The sequence below is a fragment of the Nocardioides sp. genome, assembly GCF_025965415.1.
Lineage (GTDB): Bacteria > Actinomycetota > Actinomycetes > Propionibacteriales > Nocardioidaceae > Nocardioides.
On record NZ_JAOPWY010000032.1, the window covers coordinates 20333 to 39617 of the forward strand.

Below are 19285 nucleotides of genomic sequence, written 5' to 3' on the forward strand. Positions count from 1 at the left end.
TGCGACCTCCGGGTGGCCCAGCCGACGTCGGCGAGGCTGGGCGCCCGGCGCGGTGCGGGTCCGCTCCCGTGCCGTCCTCACACCAGCAGCACGTAGGACCCCAGCGCGACCAGCCACGACATGAACGACCCGAGCAGGAAGTATTCCGTCATCTGGTGGATCCGCTCCTGGTCACGGCGCGACGACAGCTCCGGGAAGCGCAGCAGACCCTTCGCCGCCACGACGACGCTGGCTGCGGTCACCTGGCCGCCGAGGGCCAGCGCGAGGATGAAGACCCGCTCGAGCGGGCCGAGCAGTCGGCCACCCTTGAGCCGGGTCGGCGGCATCGCGCCGTCCGCGAGCGGGTGGAGGGTGCCGGTGGACTTGAGCACCAGCCGGACGAGCACGTTGCCGGTGGAGAGTTGGATGCCGAAGGCGCCCGCCATCAGCAGGAATCGATCGGCGCTCACGTCCTCCAGGACCGGCAGAGTCACCGAGTCGAGCCAGCGCGACAGCGGGCCGGTGGCCTCAGGCGCCAGGCCGGAGCACGCCACTGCGGCGGACAGCGCCACCACGAAGACGCCCAGAGGCAGCCACGCCGGCCCCGGGTGTCCGAAGCCCCACGTGACGGTGAGGCCCCACAGCAGCACCACGGCGGCGATCACGAGGAGTGCGCCGACATCGCGACCGGACGTGAGCCCCGCGAGCAGGCCGACACACAGCGCCACCAGTGCACCGACGCACTCGGGAAGGAAGCGCGTGCGTCGCACGGCGTGGGTCAGGTCAGTCACCGCGAAGCCGATCAGCAGGATCCCGAGCCAGCTCATCGTCGTTGTCTCCTCACAGGTGTCGCAGCAGCTCGTCGGCCGTCAGCACGACGCCGATCCCCTCGGCACGGACCCGCTGGGAGACCGCAGAGGGACTGATCCCCAGGTCGTCGGCGATGTCCTGCTGCCGCTTGCCCCTCATCAGACCATCCAGCACCGACATCGACCGCTCCGACAAGCCGCTCACGATCTGGTCCCTCGACATCAGCGCGGCGTTGACCAGCGCCTGGTCGGGCCCGGGCTCGTCGTCGGCAGCGACGTACGCCGTGCGCACCGCGCGCAGCGCCGCCTTGCGCTCGTAGCCCTCGGCCATCTCGATCGCGGCCCGGGCTGCCCACCAGCCGGGACCGTCCTCGACGCGCGGGTCCTCGGCCAGCACCAGCACCCGTCCCCAGCCGATGCCCTGTCGCACGTCGACGTCCGGCAGCAGCGCCATCCGGAGCCGGAGCGTCGCGGTGATCGCGTCTCCGAGACCGGCGAAGATCCCCTGGAACTCGTCGCCCACCGTGATGCGCAGGGGCACCGGCGGCGCGTACGTCGTGTTGATCGCCTCGATCGCCTGCTCGAAGCGAGCGTGGGCAGCCGCCCGGTCGACGCTCCGGCGTGAACCCACCAGGTCACCGATGACCGTCACTGAAGCCTCAGTCTTCACTTCATCCATATGAAGAACATACCTTCTTCCTCACTGAGTGAAGCAAGTGTCTTCATTCCCAGAACACCCGCTCGACCACGGCGTGCGCTCGCCGGGTGGTGCGGAGGTAGTCGTTGACCATCGCGTCCGACGACCCCGACGGATAGCCGAGGACGCGGGCGACCGAGGCCCGCTCGCGGGCGTCGCGCGGGAGCTGGTCGGCCGGCTTGCCGCGCACCAGGGTCACCGCGTTGCGCACCCGGCTCACGAGCCGCCACGCCTCGGCCAGCGTCTGGGCGTCGGAGTCGGCGATCAGGCCGGCCGCGGCGGCGGCGGCGAGGGCGGGCAGGGTCTGCGGCGTCCGCAGCTCCGGATGGGTGCCGGCGTGGCGCATCTGCAGGAGCTGGACGGTCCACTCGACGTCGGCCAGCCCGCCGCGACCCAGCTTGAGGTGGGTGTGGCGGTCGGCGCCGCGCGGGAGCCGCTCCACGTCGACGCGCGCCTTGATCCGGCGGACCTCCACCACGTCGGAATCGGAGATCCCCTCCGCCGGGAACCGCAGGGGGTCGATGAGCTCGGTGAAGCGCCGGCGTAGCCCCTCGTCGCCCGCGACCGGGTCGGCCCGCAGCAGCGCCTGGAACTCCCAGACGTGCGACCACTTGGCGTAGTAGGCGGCGTACGACTCGACCGTGCGCACCATCGGACCGTTCTTGCCCTCGGGGCGGAGGTCGGGGTCGACCTCCAGGGGCGGGTCGCTCGCCGGCAGCGACAGCAGCCGCCGCACCTCCGAGATCACCGCCTGCGCGAAGGAGGCGGCCACCTGCGCCTCGGCGCCGGCGACCGGCTCCTGCACGAACATCACGTCCGCGTCACTGCCGTACGACAGCTCGAAGCCGCCGTAGCGGCCCATCGCGACCACCGCGATCCGGCTCGGCGCGGTCTCCAGGCCGCGCTGGCGGCGGACGGACTCCGTCGCGATGTCCAGCGTGGCCTGCAGGGTGGCGTCGGTGAGCCGGCTGAGGCCCTGCCCGACGACCGCGACGTCGGTGCCGGCCACCAGCTCGCCGCACGCGATCCGCAGCAGCTCGCGACGGCGTACGGCCCGCACTGCGACCACCGCTGCCTCGGGCGACTCGGCCCGCTCGACCAGCGCCTGCATCTCGGCCAGCGCAGCCTCGGCGCTGAGCGGCTCGAGCGACTCCCCCAGCATCTTCACGCCCTGGGGCTCGCGCTCGAGCAGGTCGGTGGCATAGCGGGAGGTGCCGAGGACGTACGCCAGCCGCTGGGCCACCTCGCCCTCGTCGCGCAGCATCGTGAGGTACCACGGCGTACGTCCCAGGCTCTCGCTGATCCGCCGGAAGCCGAACAGCCCGGCATCGGGGTCGGGCGCGTCCGCGAACCACTCCAGCAGCACCGGCAGCAGCGTCCGCTGGATGTCGGAGGTGCGCGAGACCCCGCTGGTCAGGGCCTCGAGGTGGCGCAGCGCCGCCTTGGGGTCGGCGTAGCCCAGCGCGGCCAGGCGCGCCTCCGCGGCCTCCAGCGAGAGGCGCGCCTCGGTGCCGGCCAGCTTGGCGACGGCGCCGAGCAGCGGGCGGTAGAAGAGCTTCTCGTGCAGCCGACGCACCTCGCGGCGGTGGTAGCGCCACAGCTTGTCGAGCTGCACGGCCGGCTCCGAGAAGAGCCCGATGGACCGGCCCAGGCGGCGCAGCGACGCCTCGTCCTCGGGCAGCACATGCGTGCGCCGGAGCTGGTAGAGCTGGATCCGGTGCTCGAGCGTGCGCAGGAAGGCGTAGGCCTCGTGCAGCTTCTCGCCGTCCGCCCGACCGACGTAGCCGCCCTGGGTGAGGCTGGTCAGGGCGCTGAGGGTGGCGCCGTCGCGGAGCGAGGGGTCGGCCCGGCCGTGCACCAGCTGGAGGAGCTGGACGGCGAACTCGACGTCGCGCAGGCCGCCCGAGCCCAGCTTGATCTGGCGCTCGGCCTCCTGGGCGGGGATGTGCTCGATGACGCGGCGCCGCATCGCCTGGACGTCGGTCACGAAACCGGTGCGCTCGGCGGCGCTCCACACCATCGGCTCGATCGTCTCGAGGTAGGCGCGCCCGAGCGCGAGGTCGCCGGCGACCGGCCGGGCCTTGAGCAGCGCCTGGAACTCCCAGGTCTTGGCCCACTTCTCGTAGTAGCCGCGGTGGCTGGCGAGGGTGCGCACGAGCGGGCCCTGGCTGCCCTCGGGACGCAGGTTGGCGTCGACCGGCCAGATGGTGCCCTCGCGGGTGTGGTCGGAGCAGATCCGCATCAGCTGCGAGGCGAGCTGGGTCGCGGCCCGGAGCGCGGTGCCCTCGTCGGCCCCGTCGGTCGGCTCGTAGACGAAGATGACGTCGACGTCGGAGATGTAGTTGAGCTCGTGCCCGCCGCACTTGCCCATCGCGACCACCGACAGCCGCGCGGACGTCGCGATCTCGCCGACCCGGGCGCGGGCCACGGCCAGTGCCGCCTCGAGGGTCGCCGCGGCGAGGTCGGAGATCTCGGCGGCCGCGTCGTCGATGCCGACGTGGTGGGCCAGGTCGCGCGAGGCGAGGCGCAGCAGGATGCGGCGGTACTCCACGCGAAGGGCGTCGACGGCCTGCGCGTCGGGCAGCGTGGCCACCGGGGCCTCGACGTGCGGGTCGGCGCCGACCGCGGTCAGCATCGCCTCGCGCACGGCGTACGCCGCAGCCCGCGTGCTGCCCAGCGTCGGGTCGGTGAGCTCGCACCAGTGCTCGGGGTGCCGCACCAGGTGGTGGGTCAGCGCGACGCTGGCACCCAGCACGCTGCACAGTCGCATCGCGGTGCCCTCGTCGTCGGCGACCTCGGCGAGCATCGCCGGACCCGCGCCGGCCTCCTGCTCGTCGAGGGAGTCCGCGAGCCGGAGCAGGCCCTCCAGGGCGGCGTCGGGGTCCGCTGACGCGGCGAGCTTGGCGGTGAGCGGGGCACCCGCCGGACCGAGCCGTTCGATGCCGCGCGCGGCGGCGGCACCGTCGACGAAGCCGAGCCGGACGAAGGTCCCCGACGAGGTCACCCCCGCACCTCCCCGGCGACGGCGGCGAAGCGCGCGACCAGCGGCTGCCAGTGCGACGCGAGGTCCGGAGCCACCTCGTCGATCGCGGCGAGCACGGCGTCCTGGTCGAGGCCCAGCGCGAGGTGGTCGTCGCGGTCGGACTCGGCCCAGTGGCGTACGACGTCGGTGTCGACCTCGGGATGCGCCTGGATCCCCCAGGCGCGGGGACCGAAGCGGGCCACCTGGACCTCGCCGCCGGGGCTGCGCGCCAGCACGACCGCGTCCTCGGGCAGGCGCACCACGACGTCGTTGTTCCAGTGGACCGCGACCTCGGCGCCGCTGCGTCCGCCGACCCAGGCGTCGTCCGCGGCGGCCTCGCTCCAGCCCACCGGCTGCGGTCCGACGGCGGGTCCGAGCGGGTTGCGCCCGACCTGCCCGCCCAGGGCCGCGGCGACCACCTGGTGGCCCAGGCAGATCCCCAGCAGCGGGGTGCCGGCCGCGACCGCGTCGCGGACGCCGTCCTTCAGCGGAGCCAGCCACGCGACGGTGTCGTCGTCGTGCGCGCCCATGTCGCCGCCCAGCACCAGCACCCCGTCGTACGACGTCAGCGCGGGCAGCTCGTCGCCGGCGTAGGGCCGGCAGACCTCGAGCGTGCAGCCGGCCTCCGACAGCCAGGTCCCCACGAGGTGCGGCGGGCAGGACGCCTGGTGCTCGACGGCCAGGATGCGCGGCCCCGCCATCTCAGAGGACCGGCAGCATCCGGTCGCGCTCGTAGGCGGAGACCTGGATGCGGTACTCCTCCCACTCCGCGCGCTTGTTGCGCAGGAAGAAGTCGAAGACGTGCTCGCCGAGGGTCTCGGCCAGCAGTTCGGAGTCCTCCGCGATCCCGATCGCCTCCCACAGGCTCTTGGGCAGCGGCGAGATGCCGAGCGCCTTGCGCTCGCGCTCGGTCAGGCTCCAGACGTCGTCCTCGGCCTCGCGCGGCAGCTCGTAGGCCTCCTCGATGCCCTTCATGCCCGCGGCCAGCACGACGGCGTAGGCGAGGTAGGGGTTGCAGGCGGGGTCGACGGTGCGCAGCTCGATGCGGGTGGACTGACCCTTGTTGGGCTTGTACATCGGCACCCGGATCATCGCCGAGCGGTTGTTGTGGCCCCAGCAGATCGACGAGGGCGCCTCGCCGCCGCCGAGCAGGCGCTTGTAGGAGTTGACCCACTGGTTGGTGACGACGCTGATCTCGCTGGCGTGGCGCAGGATGCCGGCGATGAACTGCCGGCCCGTCTTGGACAGCTGGTACTGCGCACCGGCCTCGAAGAAGGCGTTGCGGTCGCCCTCGAAGAGCGAGACGTGCGTGTGCATGCCCGAGCCGGGGTGGGTGGTGAAGGGCTTGGGCATGAACGAGGCCCAGATGTCCTGCCCCAGCGCGACCTCGCGGACCACGGTGCGGAAGGTCATGATGTTGTCGGCCGTGGTGAGGGCGTCGGCGTAGCGCAGGTCGATCTCCTGCTGGCCCGGTCCGCCCTCGTGGTGGCTGAACTCCACCGAGATGCCCATCGCCTCGAGCATCGTGATCGCCTCGCGACGGAAGTCCGAGCCGCGCGACTGCGCGGTGTGGTCGAAGAAGCCGCTGCGGTCGACCGGCACCGGCTCGTCGCCCTTCCCGGGCACGTTCTTGAAGAGGTAGAACTCGATCTCGGGGTGGGTGTAGAAGGTGAAGCCCTTGTCGGCCGCCTTGCTCAGTGTCCGCTTCAGCACGTGGCGGGGATCGGCGTACGACGGGCTGCCGTCGGGCATCACGATGTCGCAGAACATGCGCGCGGTCGCCGGACCGTCGTCGCCACCGCGCCAGGGCAGGATCTGGAACGTCGAGGCGTCGGGGTGCGCGAGCATGTCGGACTCGTAGACACGGGCGAAGCCCTCGATGGCCGAGCCGTCGAAACCGATGCCCTCCTCGAAGGCGTTCTCGAGCTCGGCCGGGGCCACGCTCACGCTCTTGAGGAAGCCCAGCACGTCGGTGAACCACAGCCGCACGAACCGGACGTCACGCTCCTCGAGCGCGCGGAGTACGAAGTCCTCTTGCTTGCCCATGGGCCCAGCCTAGGGGTCGCCCTCCGGCGCAGCGCGCTCCCGCCGCCGGTTGAGCAGCGAGCGCCCGCCGCCGGTTGAGCAGCGCGCTCCCGCCGCCGGTTGAGCAGCGAGCGCAGCGCGCGTGTCGCCCTGGCGCAACGAGGACGGCGGGTTCCTGCCCGAGTGACCCCTCCTGGACTCCACCGTCTTCATCGTCTTCGTGCTGTTCCTCGGCCCCGCGCTGGCCTTCGACTTCGTGAGCGGCTCCCTGCGGGAGGCCGGCGACGTCCCGAAGGTGATGGGGCTCGGCATCAAGGACATGTCGGCCTTCATCGTCCTGGGCCTCATGCTGGGCCAGTTCATCGCGCTCTTCAACTGGACCAACGTGGGCTCCGCGCTGGCCGTGGCGGGCGCCGATGGGCTGGAGTCGATCGGGCTCATCGGCTATCCCGCGATCATCGGCTTCATCCTGCTCGCGTCGGTGCTCAACCTGTTCATCGTCAGCGGGTCGTCGATGTGGACGTTGATGGGCGCGGTCTTCGTCCCGCTCTACGCGCTGCTCGGCTACGAGCCCGGTTTCGTCCAGGCGGCGTTCCGCGTCGGCGACTCGGCCACCCAGGTCATCACCCCGATGAACCCCTACATCTGGATCTTCCTGGTGATGCTCAAGCGCCACGAGCCGGAGGCGGGACTCGGCACGGTGATTTCCCGGATGCTGCCGTTCGTGGTGCCCTTCTGGATCTCGTGGGTCGCGGTGCTGACCGTCTTCTACGTCACCGGCGCCGACGTCGGGCCGGGCGTCGGCATCCGGATCGAGTGACCCCGGGCCCGTCCCTGATCGCGCGTCAGCGGCAGAGGTTGACGTCCTGCGAGCCGAGCACGCCGTCCCAGACCTCGCGCATCGGGCCGAGCCAGCTCTGCGTGGTGGGCACGAACGCGATGCTCCCCGGCACGCGCTCGTGCACGCCGTCCACCTCGACCTCCTCCACGACGAGCGGGATCGTCACGTCGCGACGTCGGGTGCCCTCCCAGCAGGCGGACGCCCTCTTCTTCGTCACGGCCTCCTCGAGGGTGACGGTGTCGCCGACCTGCTCGCCGTTGTAGCGCCAGGCGACGGTGGTCAGGTAGCCGGTGTGGCCCTCCCACGGCGCGATGACGGTCGCGGACAGGCCGCTGGTGCGCCTGGTCGCGACGTCGAAGGTGACGGTGCCGTCCTCGACGCGGCGTCCCCTGGACTGCCACACGAGGATGTCCTCGGCGGCGTCGTACCAGCCGCGCGTGCTGACGAGCCGGATCCGGCAGCCCTCGCAGCCGTCGACGGCGAAGGTGAGGCGGGTGCGCGGCTCGGCGGAGCGCCGGGCCGCGCCCGGGGCGTCGGCCGTGGCGTCGGCCGTGGCGTCGGACTGGACGCATCCCGCCCCCGGGAGGTTGCACCCGTGACGTCAGTCGTCGCCCAGGGTGTTGCGCTCGAGCTCGGCCAGGGTGGGCCGGCCGCGGTTGCAGAAGACCTCGAGGTCGACGGAGTTGCGCCCGTCGCTGAAGACCGCGTCCACGTCGTCGTCGGGCCCCTTCTCCCAGCTCACCACGCGCCATCCGGCGGACCTGTCGGGGCGCGCCGCGATGCCGTACGCCCAGGTGTCGCGGCACTCGACGACGAAGGCGCCCCACTCACCGGCGACCTCGTCCTCCACGGCCGGGCCGTCCGGCGCGGTCGTCGGCGGCTTGACCGTGTCGTTGCGCTGCACCTCGTCGCCGACCGGTCCACGGTCGCGGATGGTGGCGCCCACGGTGGACACGGCGAACACGCCGACGAGCACGGCGACGGCCGTGGTGGCGGCCCACAGGCCGATCAGCAGCATCCGACGTCTCACCCGCCCATCGTGCCCGTGGCCAGGTCAGCGTGGGGCCATGAGGTGGTTAACGTGCGGTTAAGGCGGGCGCCCGGCTGCGTGCCGGGCGGTACGGTCACGGCGTGGCCGAGGTGCTGATCATCGAGGACGACGACCGGATCCGGCCGTTGCTGGTGCGGGGCCTGCGCGAGCTCGGGCACACCGTGACCTCCGCGCCGACCGGGATGGCCGGGCTCCAGCTGGCCGTCGACTCCTCCCCCGACCTCGTCGTGCTCGACCTCGGGCTGCCCGACGTCGACGGCACGCAGGTGCTGTCGATGCTGCGCGCCGTCAGCACCGTGCCGGTGATCATCGCCAGCGCCCGTGACGACGACCCCTCCCTGGTGGGCGCGCTGAACTCCGGGGCCGACGACTACGTCGTGAAGCCGTTCACCAGCGCCCAGCTCGACGCCCGCGTGCGGGCGGTGCTGCGCCGCGTCGCGGCCGGGCGCGAGCGACCCGTCACCCTCACCGTGGGCGGGCTCTCCGTCGACCTGGCCGGGCGCCGGGTGCACCTCGACGGGCAGGAGGTCGACCTGACCCCCCGCGAGTTCGAGCTGCTCGCCCACCTCGCCCAGCGGCCCGGCGAGGTGGTGACCAAGCGCGACCTGCTGGTCGAGGTGTGGCGCCAGCCGTGGGGAGGTTCCGACAAGACCGTCGACGTCCACCTGTCGTGGTTGCGCCGCAAGCTCGGCGAGACCGCGGCCGCCCCGCGCTACCTCACCACCGTCCGCGGGGTCGGCGTACGACTCACCGCCCCCGATCCCTCCCAGGCGGGCTGACGTGCGGCGCAGCCTCCTGGTCACCGCTGCCGCGGCGATCTCGATGGTCCTGCTGGCGATGCTGGTGCCGATGGCGATCCTGGTCCGCAGCTATGCGCTGGAGGACCGGCTGGCTCGGGCCGCCCTCGAGGTGCAGGCGGTCGAGACGGTGGTGTCGGGGCAGGACAAGGGCGCCGTCGCGGTCTACGTCGACCGGCTCAACGACGCCGAGGGACCCTCGCAGGTGACCGTGCTCTATCCCGACGGCGAGGGCATCGGCCCCCAGCCCGGGGAGGACGACAAGGTCCTCGACGCCCGCAACACCGGCCGCGCCCGCGTCGACGACGTCGCCGGCGGCTCGCAGATCCTGGTGCCGGTGTCGCGCGGCGGCAACTCCGGCCTGCCGGAGCAGACCCCGGTGATCCGGGTCGTGGTCGACGAGCCCGGCCTCGCCTCGGCGGTCGGCGTCGCCTGGGGCCTGCTGGGCGTGCTCGGTCTCGTGCTGCTCGCCGGATCGCTCCTGGTGGTCGACCGGCTCGGCCGGTCCTTCGTGCAGCCGATCCGCCAGCTCGCCGAGCACACCCAGTCGCTGGGCCGGCCCGGAGCGGTCGCCCCCCTGCCCGCGATCGAGGGTCCGCCGGAGGTGCAGGAGCTCGCCGGTGCCGTCGACCGGCTGGTCGGGCGCATCGAGCTGCTGCTGGCGCGCGAGCGCGAGTCCGTCGCCGACCTGTCGCACCGGCTGCGCACGCCCGTCACGGCGCTGCGCCTGCGCGTCGAGGCCGTCGGCGACCTGGACCTCCGCGGCCGGCTCGGCTCCGACCTCGACGCCCTGCAGGCCACGGTGGACGAGATCGTGCGGGACGCCCGTCGCTCCGAGCGGGAGGGCCTCGACCCCCGCACCGACGCGGTCGCGGTGATCGCCGACCGGGTGCGCCACTGGGAGCCGCTCGCCGAGGACCTGGGCCGCCCCTACGACGTCGACCTCGCCGGCTCGGGGCCGCTCCTGCGTGCCAGTCGCGCCGACCTGGAGGCGCTCGTCGACGTGCTGCTGGACAACGTCTTCTCCCACACGCCCGACGACGCCGCCGTACGCATCACCCTCACGGCCGCCGACGACCGGATCGACCTCGTGGTCGAGGACGCCGGCCCCGGGCTGCCCGCCGGTCTCGACGCCACCGGCCGGGGGGCGAGCGGCGCCGGGTCCACCGGCCTCGGCCTGTCGATCGCCGCCCGCACCGCGGAGGACTCCGGCGGCCAGGTGACCACGGGCTCCTCGGACATGGGAGGAGCCCGGGTCGCCGTCACGTTGCGGACGGCCTGACCCGGGCTCCAGGGGTGTCGCAGCTCAGCGCACGGTGACCTTCAGCGAGCAGGCGCTGCCGCCGACCGGCTTCACCGACAGCGTGAAGGTGTCGGTGCCGGCGGTGTTGCGGCGGAAGGTCTCCAGGTCGAGCTCGCCCTCGTCGTCGGCCCGCAGGACCCGCGAGGTGGCGACGGTGCCGTCGTGGCGGAGGACGACCCGCCACTCGCTGCCCACCCGTGCGTTGTCGAGGTCGGCCCCGACCTCGAACCCGCCTCGCTCGCGGTCGACGTTGAGCTCGAAGGTCGCGCCGGCGCAGGTGCCGCGCCGCTCGACGTCGGCGTGGGCCGGGGCGGCCACCAGGACGGTCGTGCCCGCGGTGGCGAGCAGGGCGGTGGTGGCGATCAGGGTCTTGTTCATGGTGTGTCTCCTGTGCGTTGCGGTGCGGGTGGGTGGATCAGGAGCCGAGGGTGGCCGTGCAGGGCTCACCGTCGGCGGGGGTGAACGTGACGGAGTACGTCGCGTCGCCGGGGTTGCCGGAGCTGAACGCGTCGACGTCGATCTCGCCGTCCTCGTCCGTGGTGCGGGCGCCGGTCAGCAGGGAGGTGTCGCCGCGCAGCAGCGCGACCTCCCACGCTTCGCCGGGACCGGAGGACTGGAGCTCGGCACTCACCTCGGTGCCGCCGTCCTCCGCCTCGGCGCTGAGCTCCCAGGTCGCGGAGCCGCAGGTGCCGCGCTCCGTCGCCTGGGCCTCGACCGACCGGTCGATCGCCCAGCAGGCGCCGAGCCCGATCACGACCGCGGCTGCGGCGGTGCCGCCGATGACTGCCTTCTTCTGCACGATTCCTCCTCGTCGTACGACGCCGGGTGGCGTCATGACCAGAAGGTTCGTCGGAGGGGGCCTAACCGCGCTCCAGCCCAGGGCTAAGGGCAGGCAAAGGCCCTCGGGGGCCGGGGCGTCGGGGTGTCGCCAACTCACCAGTTGGCGCGCCAACTCACGAGTTGGCAAGCCGGGCCGCGCCTCAGCCCCGCGGCACGTCCCGCTCGATCTCGGCCAGCCAGGCCGTGCCCTTGGCGTCGCTGGGCATCCGCCAGTCGCCGCGCGGGCTCATCGTGCCGATGGCGCTCACCTTGGGGCCGTTGGGCAGCGCGGAGCGCTTGAACTGGTTGGCGAAGAACCGCTTCACGAAGACCTCGAGCCAGCGCCGTACGGTCGGCAGGTCGTAGGCGACGCGCGCGTCGTCGGGATAGCCGGGCGGCCACTCCCCCACCTCGACGTCCTGCCACGCGTGCCAGGCCAGGAAGGCGATCTTGCGCGGCCGGTAGCCGAGGCGCACGACGTGGGCGAGGGTGAAGTCCTGGAGGTTGTAGGGGCCGACCGAGTCCTCGGTGGCCTGCGGCTTCTTGCCGTCCTCGGTCGGGATCAGCTCCGGGGTGATCTCCTGCTGGAGGATCTCGCCGAGGACGACGTTGGCGGCCTGCTCGAACTCGCCGTGGCTGATCACCCAGCGGATCAGGTGCTGCACGAGCGTCTTCGGCACCCCGGCGTTGACCGTGTAGTGCGACATCTGGTCGCCCACGCCGTAGGTGCACCAGCCGAGCGCGAGCTCGGACAGGTCGCCGGTGCCGACGACGATGCCGCCGCGCTGGTTGGCGAGGCGGAAGAGGTAGTCGTAGCGCAGCCCGGCCTGCACGTTCTCGAAGGTGACGTCGTAGACCTTCTCGCCGTCGGCGTAGGGGTGGCCCATGTCCTTCAGCATCTGCTCGGCCGCGGGCCGGATGTCGAGCTCCTCGAAGGTGACGCCGAGCGCCTCGCAGAGCCGGGTGGCGTAGGCCTTGGTGGTCGCACCGGTCGCGAAGCCGGGCATGGTGAAGGCCAGCACGTCGCTGCGCGGCCGACCCAGCCGGTCCATCGCCTTGCAGGCGACGATGAGCGCGTGGGTGGAGTCGAGGCCGCCGCTGACGCCGATGACGGCCTTGGGCGAGCCGATCGCGGCGAGACGCTGCTCGAGGCCGGAGACCTGGATGTTGTAGGCCTCGTAGCAGTCGAGCTCGAGCCGGGCCGGGTCGTCCGGCACGAACGGGAACCGGTCGACCTTGCGCAGCAGGCCGATGTCGCCGGCAGGCGGCTCGAGCTCCCACTCGACCGTGCGGAAGCGCTGGACCCGCTCGTGGTGGGTGCGACGGTTGTCGTCGAAGGACCCCTGGCGCAAGCGCTCCTGGCGCAGCCGGTCGAGGTCGACGTCGACGACCGTCCGGCGCGGGCCGTCGGGGAACCGCTCGCCCTCGTCGAGCAGGTCACCGCACTCGTAGACCAGCGTCTGGCCGTCCCAGCTGAGGTCGGTGGTCGACTCCCCCTGCCCCGCCGCGGCATAGACGTACGCCGCCGCGCACCGCGCGCTCGCGCTGCGGACCAGCAGACGACGGTCCTCCGCGCGGGCGACGGTGATCGGTGAGCCGCTGAGGTTGGCGAGCACGGTCGCTCCGGCGAGTGCGGCCTCGGCACTCGGCGGCACCGGCACCCACATGTCCTCGCACACCTCGACGTGCAGGTCGAGCCCGGGGACGTCGAGGCACCGGAAGATCAGGTCCGGCCCGAAGCGCACGTCCTGACCGGCGACGGTGATCCACTCGAGCTCGCGGTCGTCACCCGGGGCGAACCAGCGGCGCTCGTAGAACTCGCGGTAGTTGGGCAGGTAGGACTTCGGCGCCGCGCCGAGGACCTGCCCGCGGTGGATGACGACCGCGCAGTTGTAGACGCGGTTGCCCTGCACCAGCGGCGCGCCGACCACGAGCGCGGTCATCAGGTCACCGCTGGCCGCGACGATCTCCGCGATCGCGTCCTGCACCCCGGCGAGCAGCGTGTCCTGGAGGAAGAGGTCGTCGACGGAGTAGCCGGTCAGGCAGAGCTCCGGGAAGACGGCGACGGCGACGTGGTCGTCGTGGCACGCGCGGGCCTGCTCGATGACGGCGGCCGCGTTGGCGGCGGGATCGGCCAGGTGCACCGGCAGGGTGCACGCAGCGATGCGCGCGAAGCCCTGGGCGTAGGCGGAGTAGAAGTCCACGCGCTCACTCTAGGGAAGTGCCGAGCGCACCATCGGTCGAGGATGGACGAAGCGATGTCCTGAGGAGGCCGCCGGCGGCCGTCTCGAAGGGTCCTGTCACGAGAACCCCAGCAGCACCACGAGGGCGCCACAATTCGCTGGCGCGGACCACCCCCACCTCGCCTACGGTGCCGACATGGACATCACTCCGTGCACCACCGACGCGGACTACGAGGAGTGGCGGCAGGTGCGGATCGCGGTCCTGCCCTACGAGCGCTGCGACTCCGTCGAGGAGCTGCGCCGGCAGGACGAGAGCGAGACGCGGCTGATGCTGCTGGCCCGCGAGGGTGGCGTCGTCGTGGGCTCCGGGTTGGCCGACCGGTCGGACTCGGCGGCCATGGGGTCGCTCGCCCCGCGGGTCGTGGCCGAGCACCGGCGACGCGGCATCGGCACCGCACTGCTGCGACGGCTGGGTGAGCACCTGACCGGGCTCGACCTGCCCCGCGCGCGGGCCACGGTCGACGACGAGGAGTCGCTGGCGTTCGCGCACTCCTGCGGGTTCGAGGACACCGACCACGAGGTCGAGCAGACCCGTGCGGTGCAGGACGCCCCGCCGCCGGATCGCGCGCCCCACGGCATCGAGGTGGTGCTCGAGTCGCAGGTCCCGGGACTCTGGGCAGCCAGCCTCGACACCTTCGGACGCGAGGTGCTCGCCGACTTCGCGCTCTCCACGACGATCGACGTCACGCCCGAGCGGTGGGTGACCTCGTGGCTCGGCGACCCGATGTTCCTGGCGGTCCACGACGGCCAGGTCGTCGGGTGCGCCGGGCTGATCGTCGACACCGACGTGCCGGGCCGCGCCGAGAACGCGTTGACGGCTGTGCGCCGGGACTGGCGCGGCCGCGGCCTGGCCGTCCACCTCAAGCTCCGGACGCTTGCCTGGGCCCGCGATGCGGGGATCTCCGAGGTCTACACATGGACCCAGGACGGCAATGCCGCGATGCGCAGCCTCAACGAGCGCCTCGGGTACGCCACCACGCGTCGCAGCACGATGGTGGCGCGCGCACTCCCGCTGGACTAGCGTCGCCGACGTGCGCCGCCACCTCCGCACCACCTCGTTGTCCCTGTCCCTCGCCGCCCTCGCGGGTGGCCTGCTCGCCGGCCTGCCGCCGTCGGTGGCCGACTCCGGCGGCGCGTCCGAGACCCGAGCCGGGACCCGTGCCGAATCAGGTGTCGAGGCCCGCGTCCCGCAGCTCCGCGTCAGGGCGGCCGCCCGCGGCCTGGAGCACCCGTGGGACGTCCAGCAGGGCCCCGGCGGACGGCTCGTCGTGACGGAGCGCGACCGCGCCCGCATCGACGTCGTACGCAACGGCAGGCGGCGCACCCTCGCCCACCTGGCGAAGCTGGTGTGGGTCTCCGGCGAGACCGGGCTGATGTCGGTCGCCGTCGACACCGGCTCCCGCACGCTCTGGGCGTGCCACGGCGCCACCACCGACGGCGGCCACGAGGTGCGCGTGACGCGCTGGCGCGTCGACGCGACGTGGCGCCGGCTCTCCCACCGCACGGTCGTCCTCTCGGGCCTGCCGTCATCCTCCGGTCGGCACGGCGGCTGCCGCCTGCTGCTCGAGCGCGAGGGCGACGGCCTCGTCGTCGGCACCGGCGACGCGGCGATCGGCACCAACCCGCGTGACCTCGACTCGCTGGGCGGCAAGGTGCTGCGGGTCCACCGGCGCACGGGCGCGCCGATGCCCGACAACCCCTACGCCGACGCGTCGTCCGCCCGCCGTTTCGTGTGGACCTACGGCCACCGCAACGTGCAGGGCCTCGCCCAGCGCGCGGACGGGTCGCTCTGGTCGGTGGAGCACGGCAGCTACCGCGACGACGAGGTCAACCTCCTCGTGCCCGGTGGGGACTACGGCTGGAACCCGGTCCCGGGGTACGACGAGTCGGTGCCGATGACCGACCAGGGCCTGCCCGGGGTGCAGCAGGAGGCCGCCTGGTCCTCCGGTGACCCGACGATCGCGACCTCGGGCGCGGCCTGGGTGCGCGGCTCCCAGTGGGGCAGCCTCGAGGGCACGCTCGCCGTCGCCGCCCTCAAGGGCTCGGAGGTGCTCTTCATGCGCTTCGACGCCGCCGGCGCCCTCGTCTCGGTGACCCGGCCCGCACGACTGCAACGCTTCGGCCGGCTGCGCTCGGTCACCTCGGCGCGCAACGGCGACCTGCTGCTGACGACCGACAACGGCACCGACGACCGGGTCCTGCGGGTCTCACCCCGATGACGGGAGGGTGCCGACGTGACCCTCGACACAGCGCCACGACCCCTGGTCGGCACTAGCCTGAGACGTGGTCCGTGGACTCCACCAGGGAGCCGCGAGATGACGAGGAGCGACCCATGTCAGGACAGCCCGAGGAGACGGCGCCCTACGGCTCCGGCCCCGCCGCCGCCCCGGCCCCGGCCCCGGCCAGGCGCGTACGCACCCATCACCTGCGGGAGATGAAGGAGCGCGGCGAGAAGATCACCATGCTCACGGCGTACGACATGTACACCGCCGCCACCTTCGACGAGGCCGGCATCGACCTCCTCCTGGTCGGTGACTCGGCGTCCAACTACGTCTTCGGCAACGAGACCTCGCTGCCCGTCACGGTCGACGAGCTCCTCCCCCTGACGCGCGCCGTGGCGCGCTCGGCGAAGCGGGCGATGGTCGTCGGCGACCTCCCGTTCGGCAGCTACCAGGCCTCGCCCGAGCAGGGCTACCTCACCGCCGTGCGCTTCATGAAGGAGGCGGGCGCCCACGCCGTCAAGCTCGAGGGCGGCGCCGAGATGGTGCCCGTGATCGAGAAGTGCACGCAGGGCGGCATCCCCGTGATGGCGCACATCGGCTTCACGCCGCAGAGCGAGCACACCCTCGGCGGCTACCGCGTCCAGGGGCGCGGCGAGGCCAGCGACCGGATCGTCGCCGACGCGCTCGCGGTCCAGGAGGCCGGTGCGTTCGCCGTCGTCATGGAGATGGTGCCCGGCGACGTGGCCGAGCAGATCAGCAAGGAGCTCACCATCCCCACCATCGGCATCGGCGCCGGCGCCGGCTGCGACGGCCAGGTGCTGGTGTGGCAGGACGCCTTCGGGCTGCGCACCGGCAAGATGGCGCGCTTCGTCAAGCAGTACGCCGACGTGCACGCGGTCCTGCTCGACGCGGCCCGGGCGTACGCCGACGACGTCCGCGGCGGCACCTTCCCGGGCGCCGAGCACACGTTCTGACGCCGCGCCGTCAGGTCCAGCCGAGGAACCTGGCGCCGCCCAGCACGGTCGCGATCCACACGAGGCCCAGCACCACCGGGACCATCGCGACGGTCCGCGGGCGGGTGGTGAACCACGCGATCGCGAGCAGCATCGCGGCCAGCCACAGCAGGGCCAGCAGCGTGATCGCCCACCACGGTGCACCGACCGCGACCGGGGTGGCGCCGATCAGGAAGGCCGCGCACGCCAGGCCCACGAGGCCCACGAACGGCCACGGCGACAGGGGCTCGCGGACCGGGGGTTGACGCACGCCGACACGCTAGCCGGTGACAACGGCACCGGGGCGGGGCAGGATCAGGCATCCACCGACGCGAGGAGTGAGCTGTGAGCGAGACCCCGGTCAAGAAGACGGCGGCCAAGAAGGCCCCCACCCAGAAGGCTCCCGCGAAGAAGGCGGCGGCCGCGAAGGCTCCCGCGAAGAAGACGACTGCCAAGAAGACGACCGCCAAGAAGTCCCCCACCACGAAGACGACCGCCACGAAGACGACGGCGAAGAAGACGACGGCGAAGCAGGCTCCCGCGAAGCGGACGACGGCCAGGCGGACGACGCCCACCCGGACCGCACCCCCGGCCCCCAAGCCGGTGGCGACGGCGGCCCGGAAGTCGCCCACCGAGCGCGCCGTCGACGCCGGTGCCCAAGCCCTCAGCACCGCGGCACTCATCCAGAAGGTCGCCCAGGAGACGGCCGAGCGTGTCGCCGCCGAGACCGCGGCCCGCGTCAGCCAGCAGTACGAAGCGGCGATCGCCGAGCTCACCAAGAGCCTCGACAAGAACACCAAGCGGGCGCTGAAGAGCGTCCGCACCGCCGCCGACCTGGCTCAGTCGGTCTCGCCCCTCAAGGGCAAGAAGCGGAGGAAGTGATCAGCTGTCGGGCGTGCCGTCGGTGAGGCCGTCGCCCGAGCCGGAGCCGTCGTCGTTCCAGGCCGGGTCGTTGTCCCAGGCCTCGTTGCGCTCCTGCACCTTCTCCAGCGCGCGGGAGGCCTCCTCCGACGAGGCGTAGGGGCCGAGCCGGTCGGCGTTCTTGCAGCCGTCGGTGCCCTCGACCGTGTGGTGCTTCAGGCAGAACCAGTATTCGTTCTCGCTCATACCTCGAAACTACACTCGCGCACGTGTCTGCCGTCGCCCCTGCCCTGATCTCCCCGCGGCGCGTCGTGCCCGCGCACGTCGTCCGCCCCGAGTACGTCGACCGACCGGCGCCGCAGCGCTTCACCGGCGAGGAGGTCAAGGACGCCGAGACGATCGCCCGGATGCGGGTCGCCGGCCGGCTGGCCGCCCAGGCCCGTGAGCTGGTCGGTTCGCACGTGGTGCCCGGCGTGACCACCGACGAGCTCGACCGGATCGGCCACGAGTTCCTGTGCGACCACGGCGCATACCCCTCGACCCTGGGCTACCGCGGCTTCCCCAAGTCGCTGTGCTCGAGCGTCAACGAGGTCATCTGCCACGGCATCCCGGACTCCCGCGTGGTCGAGGACGGCGACATCGTCAACATCGACATCACCGCCTTCATCGATGGCGTCCACGGCGACACCAACGCCACCTTCCTCGCCGGCGAGGTCGACGAGGAGTCGCGCCTGCTCGTCGAGCGCACCCGCGAGTCCCTCGACCGAGCCATCAAGGCGGTCAAGCCGGGCCGCCGGGTCAACATCATCGGCCGGGTGATCGAGGCCTACGCGCGGCGCTTCGGCTACGGCGTGGTCCGCGACTTCACCGGCCACGGCATCGGCACGTCGTTCCACTCCGGCCTGATCATCCCCCACTACGACGACGAGCGCTTCGACGACGAGATCCGCGTCGGGATGACCTTCACCATCGAGCCGATGCTCAACCTCGGCACCCCCGACTACGACATGTGGGACGACGGCTGGACCGTCGTGACGAAGGACCGCCGGCGCTCCGCGCAGTTCGAGCACACCCTGCTCGTCACCGAGACCGGCGCCGAGGTCCTCACCCACCCCTGACCGGGACACACACCCGATCGGCATCCCGGCCCGCTGCGTCTACCTCCACCCCAGGTCGACGCGCGGATCGCGTGGGTCGGCCCCGGCAGCGCTAGGCTTCCGTCCCGAGTGGGTCGGCCGGGCGGCCGCGGTCCGCCGTCCTGGGCTTCGGCTCTGGGCGGCTGGTCGAGGAAGGTCCGGGCTCCACAGGGCAGGGTGGTGGCCAACAGCCACCCGGGGAAACCCGCGGGACAGTGCCACAGAGAACAGACCGCCTCTCCCTCACGGGAGCGGTAAGGGTGAAACGGTGGTGCAAGAGACCACCAGTGCGCCGGGCGACCGGCGCAGCTAGGCAAACCCCACCCGGAGCAAGATCAGACAGGATGCGTTCGAGGGCGGCCCGCCCGAGCATCCGGGTAGATCGCACCAGGCGGCCGGCAACGGTCGTCGCAGATGGATGGTCGCCCCCGCGCCTGAGCTACTTTTCAGGTGAGGGACAGAACCCGGCCTACAGGCCGACCCACTCC

Annotated in this window: 20 protein-coding genes and 1 other RNA gene; 9 read left to right on the forward strand and 12 right to left on the reverse strand. The window is 72.5% G+C overall.

Annotation, left to right across the window (positions count from 1 at the left end; genetic code table 11):
- Positions 1 to 77: 77 nt before the first annotated feature.
- The 5 genes from JWN97_RS03620 to JWN97_RS03640 are packed head-to-tail and all read right to left on the reverse strand — an operon-like array spanning position 78 to position 6553.
- Positions 78 to 806, reverse strand: coding sequence for a hypothetical protein (locus JWN97_RS03620; RefSeq protein WP_297618392.1), 729 nt, complete (start codon positions 804 to 806; stop codon positions 78 to 80).
- Positions 807 to 819: 13 nt separating this feature from the next.
- Positions 820 to 1467, reverse strand: coding sequence for a SatD family protein (locus tag JWN97_RS03625; protein ID WP_297618395.1), 648 nt, complete (start codon positions 1465 to 1467; stop codon positions 820 to 822).
- A 43-nt stretch (positions 1468 to 1510) separates the two neighbouring features.
- A complete protein-coding gene (locus JWN97_RS03630; protein ID WP_297618398.1) occupies positions 1511 to 4489 on the reverse strand; it encodes a bifunctional [glutamine synthetase] adenylyltransferase/[glutamine synthetase]-adenylyl-L-tyrosine phosphorylase in 2979 nt (992 codons plus the stop codon).
- Positions 4486 to 5208 carry a type 1 glutamine amidotransferase gene (locus JWN97_RS03635; RefSeq protein WP_297618402.1) on the reverse strand — a complete coding sequence of 241 codons (723 nt, stop codon included), beginning with the start codon at positions 5206 to 5208 and terminating at the stop codon, positions 4486 to 4488. Before JWN97_RS03635 ends, JWN97_RS03630 begins: the two co-directional genes overlap by 4 nt.
- 1 nt (position 5209) lies before the next feature.
- The gene (locus JWN97_RS03640; RefSeq protein WP_297618405.1) at positions 5210 to 6553 is read right to left on the reverse strand and encodes a glutamine synthetase family protein; all 1344 of its coding nucleotides are present in this window, start codon (positions 6551 to 6553) and stop codon (positions 5210 to 5212) included.
- A gap of 172 nt (positions 6554 to 6725) precedes the next feature.
- Here JWN97_RS03640 and JWN97_RS03645 point away from each other — a divergent pair, with 172 nt between their 5' ends.
- Complete coding sequence (locus JWN97_RS03645; protein ID WP_297618594.1) at positions 6726 to 7352, forward strand: AbgT family transporter; 627 nt, start codon at positions 6726 to 6728, stop codon at positions 7350 to 7352.
- A 25-nt stretch (positions 7353 to 7377) separates the two neighbouring features.
- On the opposite strand, the gene JWN97_RS03650 is transcribed toward JWN97_RS03645, so the two are convergent.
- Both JWN97_RS03650 and JWN97_RS03655 read right to left on the reverse strand, forming a co-directional pair.
- A complete protein-coding gene (locus JWN97_RS03650; protein ID WP_297618408.1) occupies positions 7378 to 7776 on the reverse strand; it encodes a hypothetical protein in 399 nt (132 codons plus the stop codon).
- A 198-nt stretch (positions 7777 to 7974) separates the two neighbouring features.
- The gene (locus JWN97_RS03655; RefSeq protein ID WP_297618411.1) at positions 7975 to 8403 is read right to left on the reverse strand and encodes a hypothetical protein; all 429 of its coding nucleotides are present in this window, start codon (positions 8401 to 8403) and stop codon (positions 7975 to 7977) included.
- A 101-nt stretch (positions 8404 to 8504) separates the two neighbouring features.
- Here JWN97_RS03655 and JWN97_RS03660 point away from each other — a divergent pair, with 101 nt between their 5' ends.
- Together JWN97_RS03660 and JWN97_RS03665 are read left to right on the forward strand one after the other, a co-directional pair.
- Complete coding sequence (locus JWN97_RS03660; protein WP_297618414.1) at positions 8505 to 9203, forward strand: response regulator transcription factor; 699 nt, start codon at positions 8505 to 8507, stop codon at positions 9201 to 9203.
- Between the two features lies 1 nt (position 9204).
- Positions 9205 to 10503 carry a HAMP domain-containing sensor histidine kinase gene (locus JWN97_RS03665; RefSeq protein WP_297618417.1) on the forward strand — a complete coding sequence of 433 codons (1299 nt, stop codon included), beginning with the start codon at positions 9205 to 9207 and terminating at the stop codon, positions 10501 to 10503.
- A gap of 24 nt (positions 10504 to 10527) precedes the next feature.
- On the opposite strand, the gene JWN97_RS03670 is transcribed toward JWN97_RS03665, so the two are convergent.
- From JWN97_RS03670 to JWN97_RS03680, 3 genes are all read right to left on the reverse strand, one after another.
- A complete protein-coding gene (locus JWN97_RS03670) occupies positions 10528 to 10902 on the reverse strand; it encodes a hypothetical protein (RefSeq protein WP_297618420.1) in 375 nt (124 codons plus the stop codon).
- Between the two features lie 37 nt (positions 10903 to 10939).
- On the reverse strand, positions 10940 to 11359 hold the full coding sequence (locus tag JWN97_RS03675) for a hypothetical protein (protein ID WP_297618423.1): 420 nt from the start codon (positions 11357 to 11359) through the stop codon (positions 10940 to 10942).
- A gap of 145 nt (positions 11360 to 11504) precedes the next feature.
- Entirely contained in the window at positions 11505 to 13547 is a 2043-nt protein-coding gene (locus tag JWN97_RS03680; RefSeq protein WP_297618426.1) for an NAD(+) synthase, read from the reverse strand.
- A 175-nt stretch (positions 13548 to 13722) separates the two neighbouring features.
- On the opposite strand from JWN97_RS03680, the gene JWN97_RS03685 reads away from it, so the two are divergent.
- The 3 genes from JWN97_RS03685 to panB all read left to right on the forward strand — a co-directional run bounded on the left by JWN97_RS03685 (position 13723) and on the right by panB (position 16782).
- The gene (locus JWN97_RS03685) at positions 13723 to 14607 is read left to right on the forward strand and encodes a GNAT family N-acetyltransferase (protein WP_297618429.1); all 885 of its coding nucleotides are present in this window, start codon (positions 13723 to 13725) and stop codon (positions 14605 to 14607) included.
- Between the two features lie 10 nt (positions 14608 to 14617).
- Complete coding sequence (locus JWN97_RS03690; protein ID WP_297618433.1) at positions 14618 to 15805, forward strand: PQQ-dependent sugar dehydrogenase; 1188 nt, start codon at positions 14618 to 14620, stop codon at positions 15803 to 15805.
- A 113-nt stretch (positions 15806 to 15918) separates the two neighbouring features.
- Positions 15919 to 16782 carry a 3-methyl-2-oxobutanoate hydroxymethyltransferase gene (gene panB, locus JWN97_RS03695; protein ID WP_297618436.1) on the forward strand — a complete coding sequence of 288 codons (864 nt, stop codon included), beginning with the start codon at positions 15919 to 15921 and terminating at the stop codon, positions 16780 to 16782.
- A gap of 10 nt (positions 16783 to 16792) precedes the next feature.
- On the opposite strand, the gene JWN97_RS03700 is transcribed toward panB, so the two are convergent.
- Positions 16793 to 17071: a hypothetical protein gene (locus tag JWN97_RS03700; protein WP_297618439.1), complete on the reverse strand. Its 279-nt coding sequence runs from the start codon at positions 17069 to 17071 to the stop codon at positions 16793 to 16795.
- 74 nt (positions 17072 to 17145) lie between these two features.
- Here JWN97_RS03700 and JWN97_RS03705 point away from each other — a divergent pair, with 74 nt between their 5' ends.
- A complete protein-coding gene (locus JWN97_RS03705; protein ID WP_297618442.1) occupies positions 17146 to 17682 on the forward strand; it encodes a hypothetical protein in 537 nt (178 codons plus the stop codon).
- On the opposite strand, the gene JWN97_RS03710 is transcribed toward JWN97_RS03705, so the two are convergent.
- Positions 17683 to 17907: a hypothetical protein gene (locus tag JWN97_RS03710; RefSeq protein ID WP_297618445.1), complete on the reverse strand. Its 225-nt coding sequence runs from the start codon at positions 17905 to 17907 to the stop codon at positions 17683 to 17685.
- Positions 17908 to 17930: 23 nt separating this feature from the next.
- Between JWN97_RS03710 and map the strand changes: the two genes are divergently transcribed.
- Positions 17931 to 18779: a type I methionyl aminopeptidase gene (gene map / locus JWN97_RS03715; protein ID WP_297618448.1), complete on the forward strand. Its 849-nt coding sequence runs from the start codon at positions 17931 to 17933 to the stop codon at positions 18777 to 18779.
- Between the two features lie 109 nt (positions 18780 to 18888).
- Positions 18889 to 19285, forward strand: an RNA gene (gene rnpB / locus JWN97_RS03720) — RNase P RNA component class A.

What these genes read in the sequence shown, in the direction of transcription:
- JWN97_RS03620 (WP_297618392.1), bottom strand. Translation starts at nt 806, where the DNA reads ATGAGCTGGCTCGGGATCCTGCTGATCGGCTTCGCGGTGACTGACCTG.
- JWN97_RS03625 (WP_297618395.1), bottom strand. Translation starts at nt 1,467, where the DNA reads ATGGATGAAGTGAAGACTGAGGCTTCAGTGACGGTCATCGGTGACCTG.
- JWN97_RS03635 (WP_297618402.1), bottom strand. Translation starts at nt 5,208, where the DNA reads ATGGCGGGGCCGCGCATCCTGGCCGTCGAGCACCAGGCGTCCTGCCCG.
- JWN97_RS03640 (WP_297618405.1), bottom strand. Translation starts at nt 6,553, where the DNA reads ATGGGCAAGCAAGAGGACTTCGTACTCCGCGCGCTCGAGGAGCGTGAC.
- JWN97_RS03670 (WP_297618420.1), bottom strand. Translation starts at nt 10,902, where the DNA reads ATGAACAAGACCCTGATCGCCACCACCGCCCTGCTCGCCACCGCGGGC.
- JWN97_RS03675 (WP_297618423.1), bottom strand. Translation starts at nt 11,359, where the DNA reads ATGACGCCACCCGGCGTCGTACGACGAGGAGGAATCGTGCAGAAGAAG.
- JWN97_RS03685 (WP_297618429.1), top strand. Translation starts at nt 13,723, where the DNA reads ATGGACATCACTCCGTGCACCACCGACGCGGACTACGAGGAGTGGCGG.
- panB (WP_297618436.1), top strand. Translation starts at nt 15,919, where the DNA reads ATGTCAGGACAGCCCGAGGAGACGGCGCCCTACGGCTCCGGCCCCGCC.
- JWN97_RS03710 (WP_297618445.1), bottom strand. Translation starts at nt 17,907, where the DNA reads ATGAGCGAGAACGAATACTGGTTCTGCCTGAAGCACCACACGGTCGAG.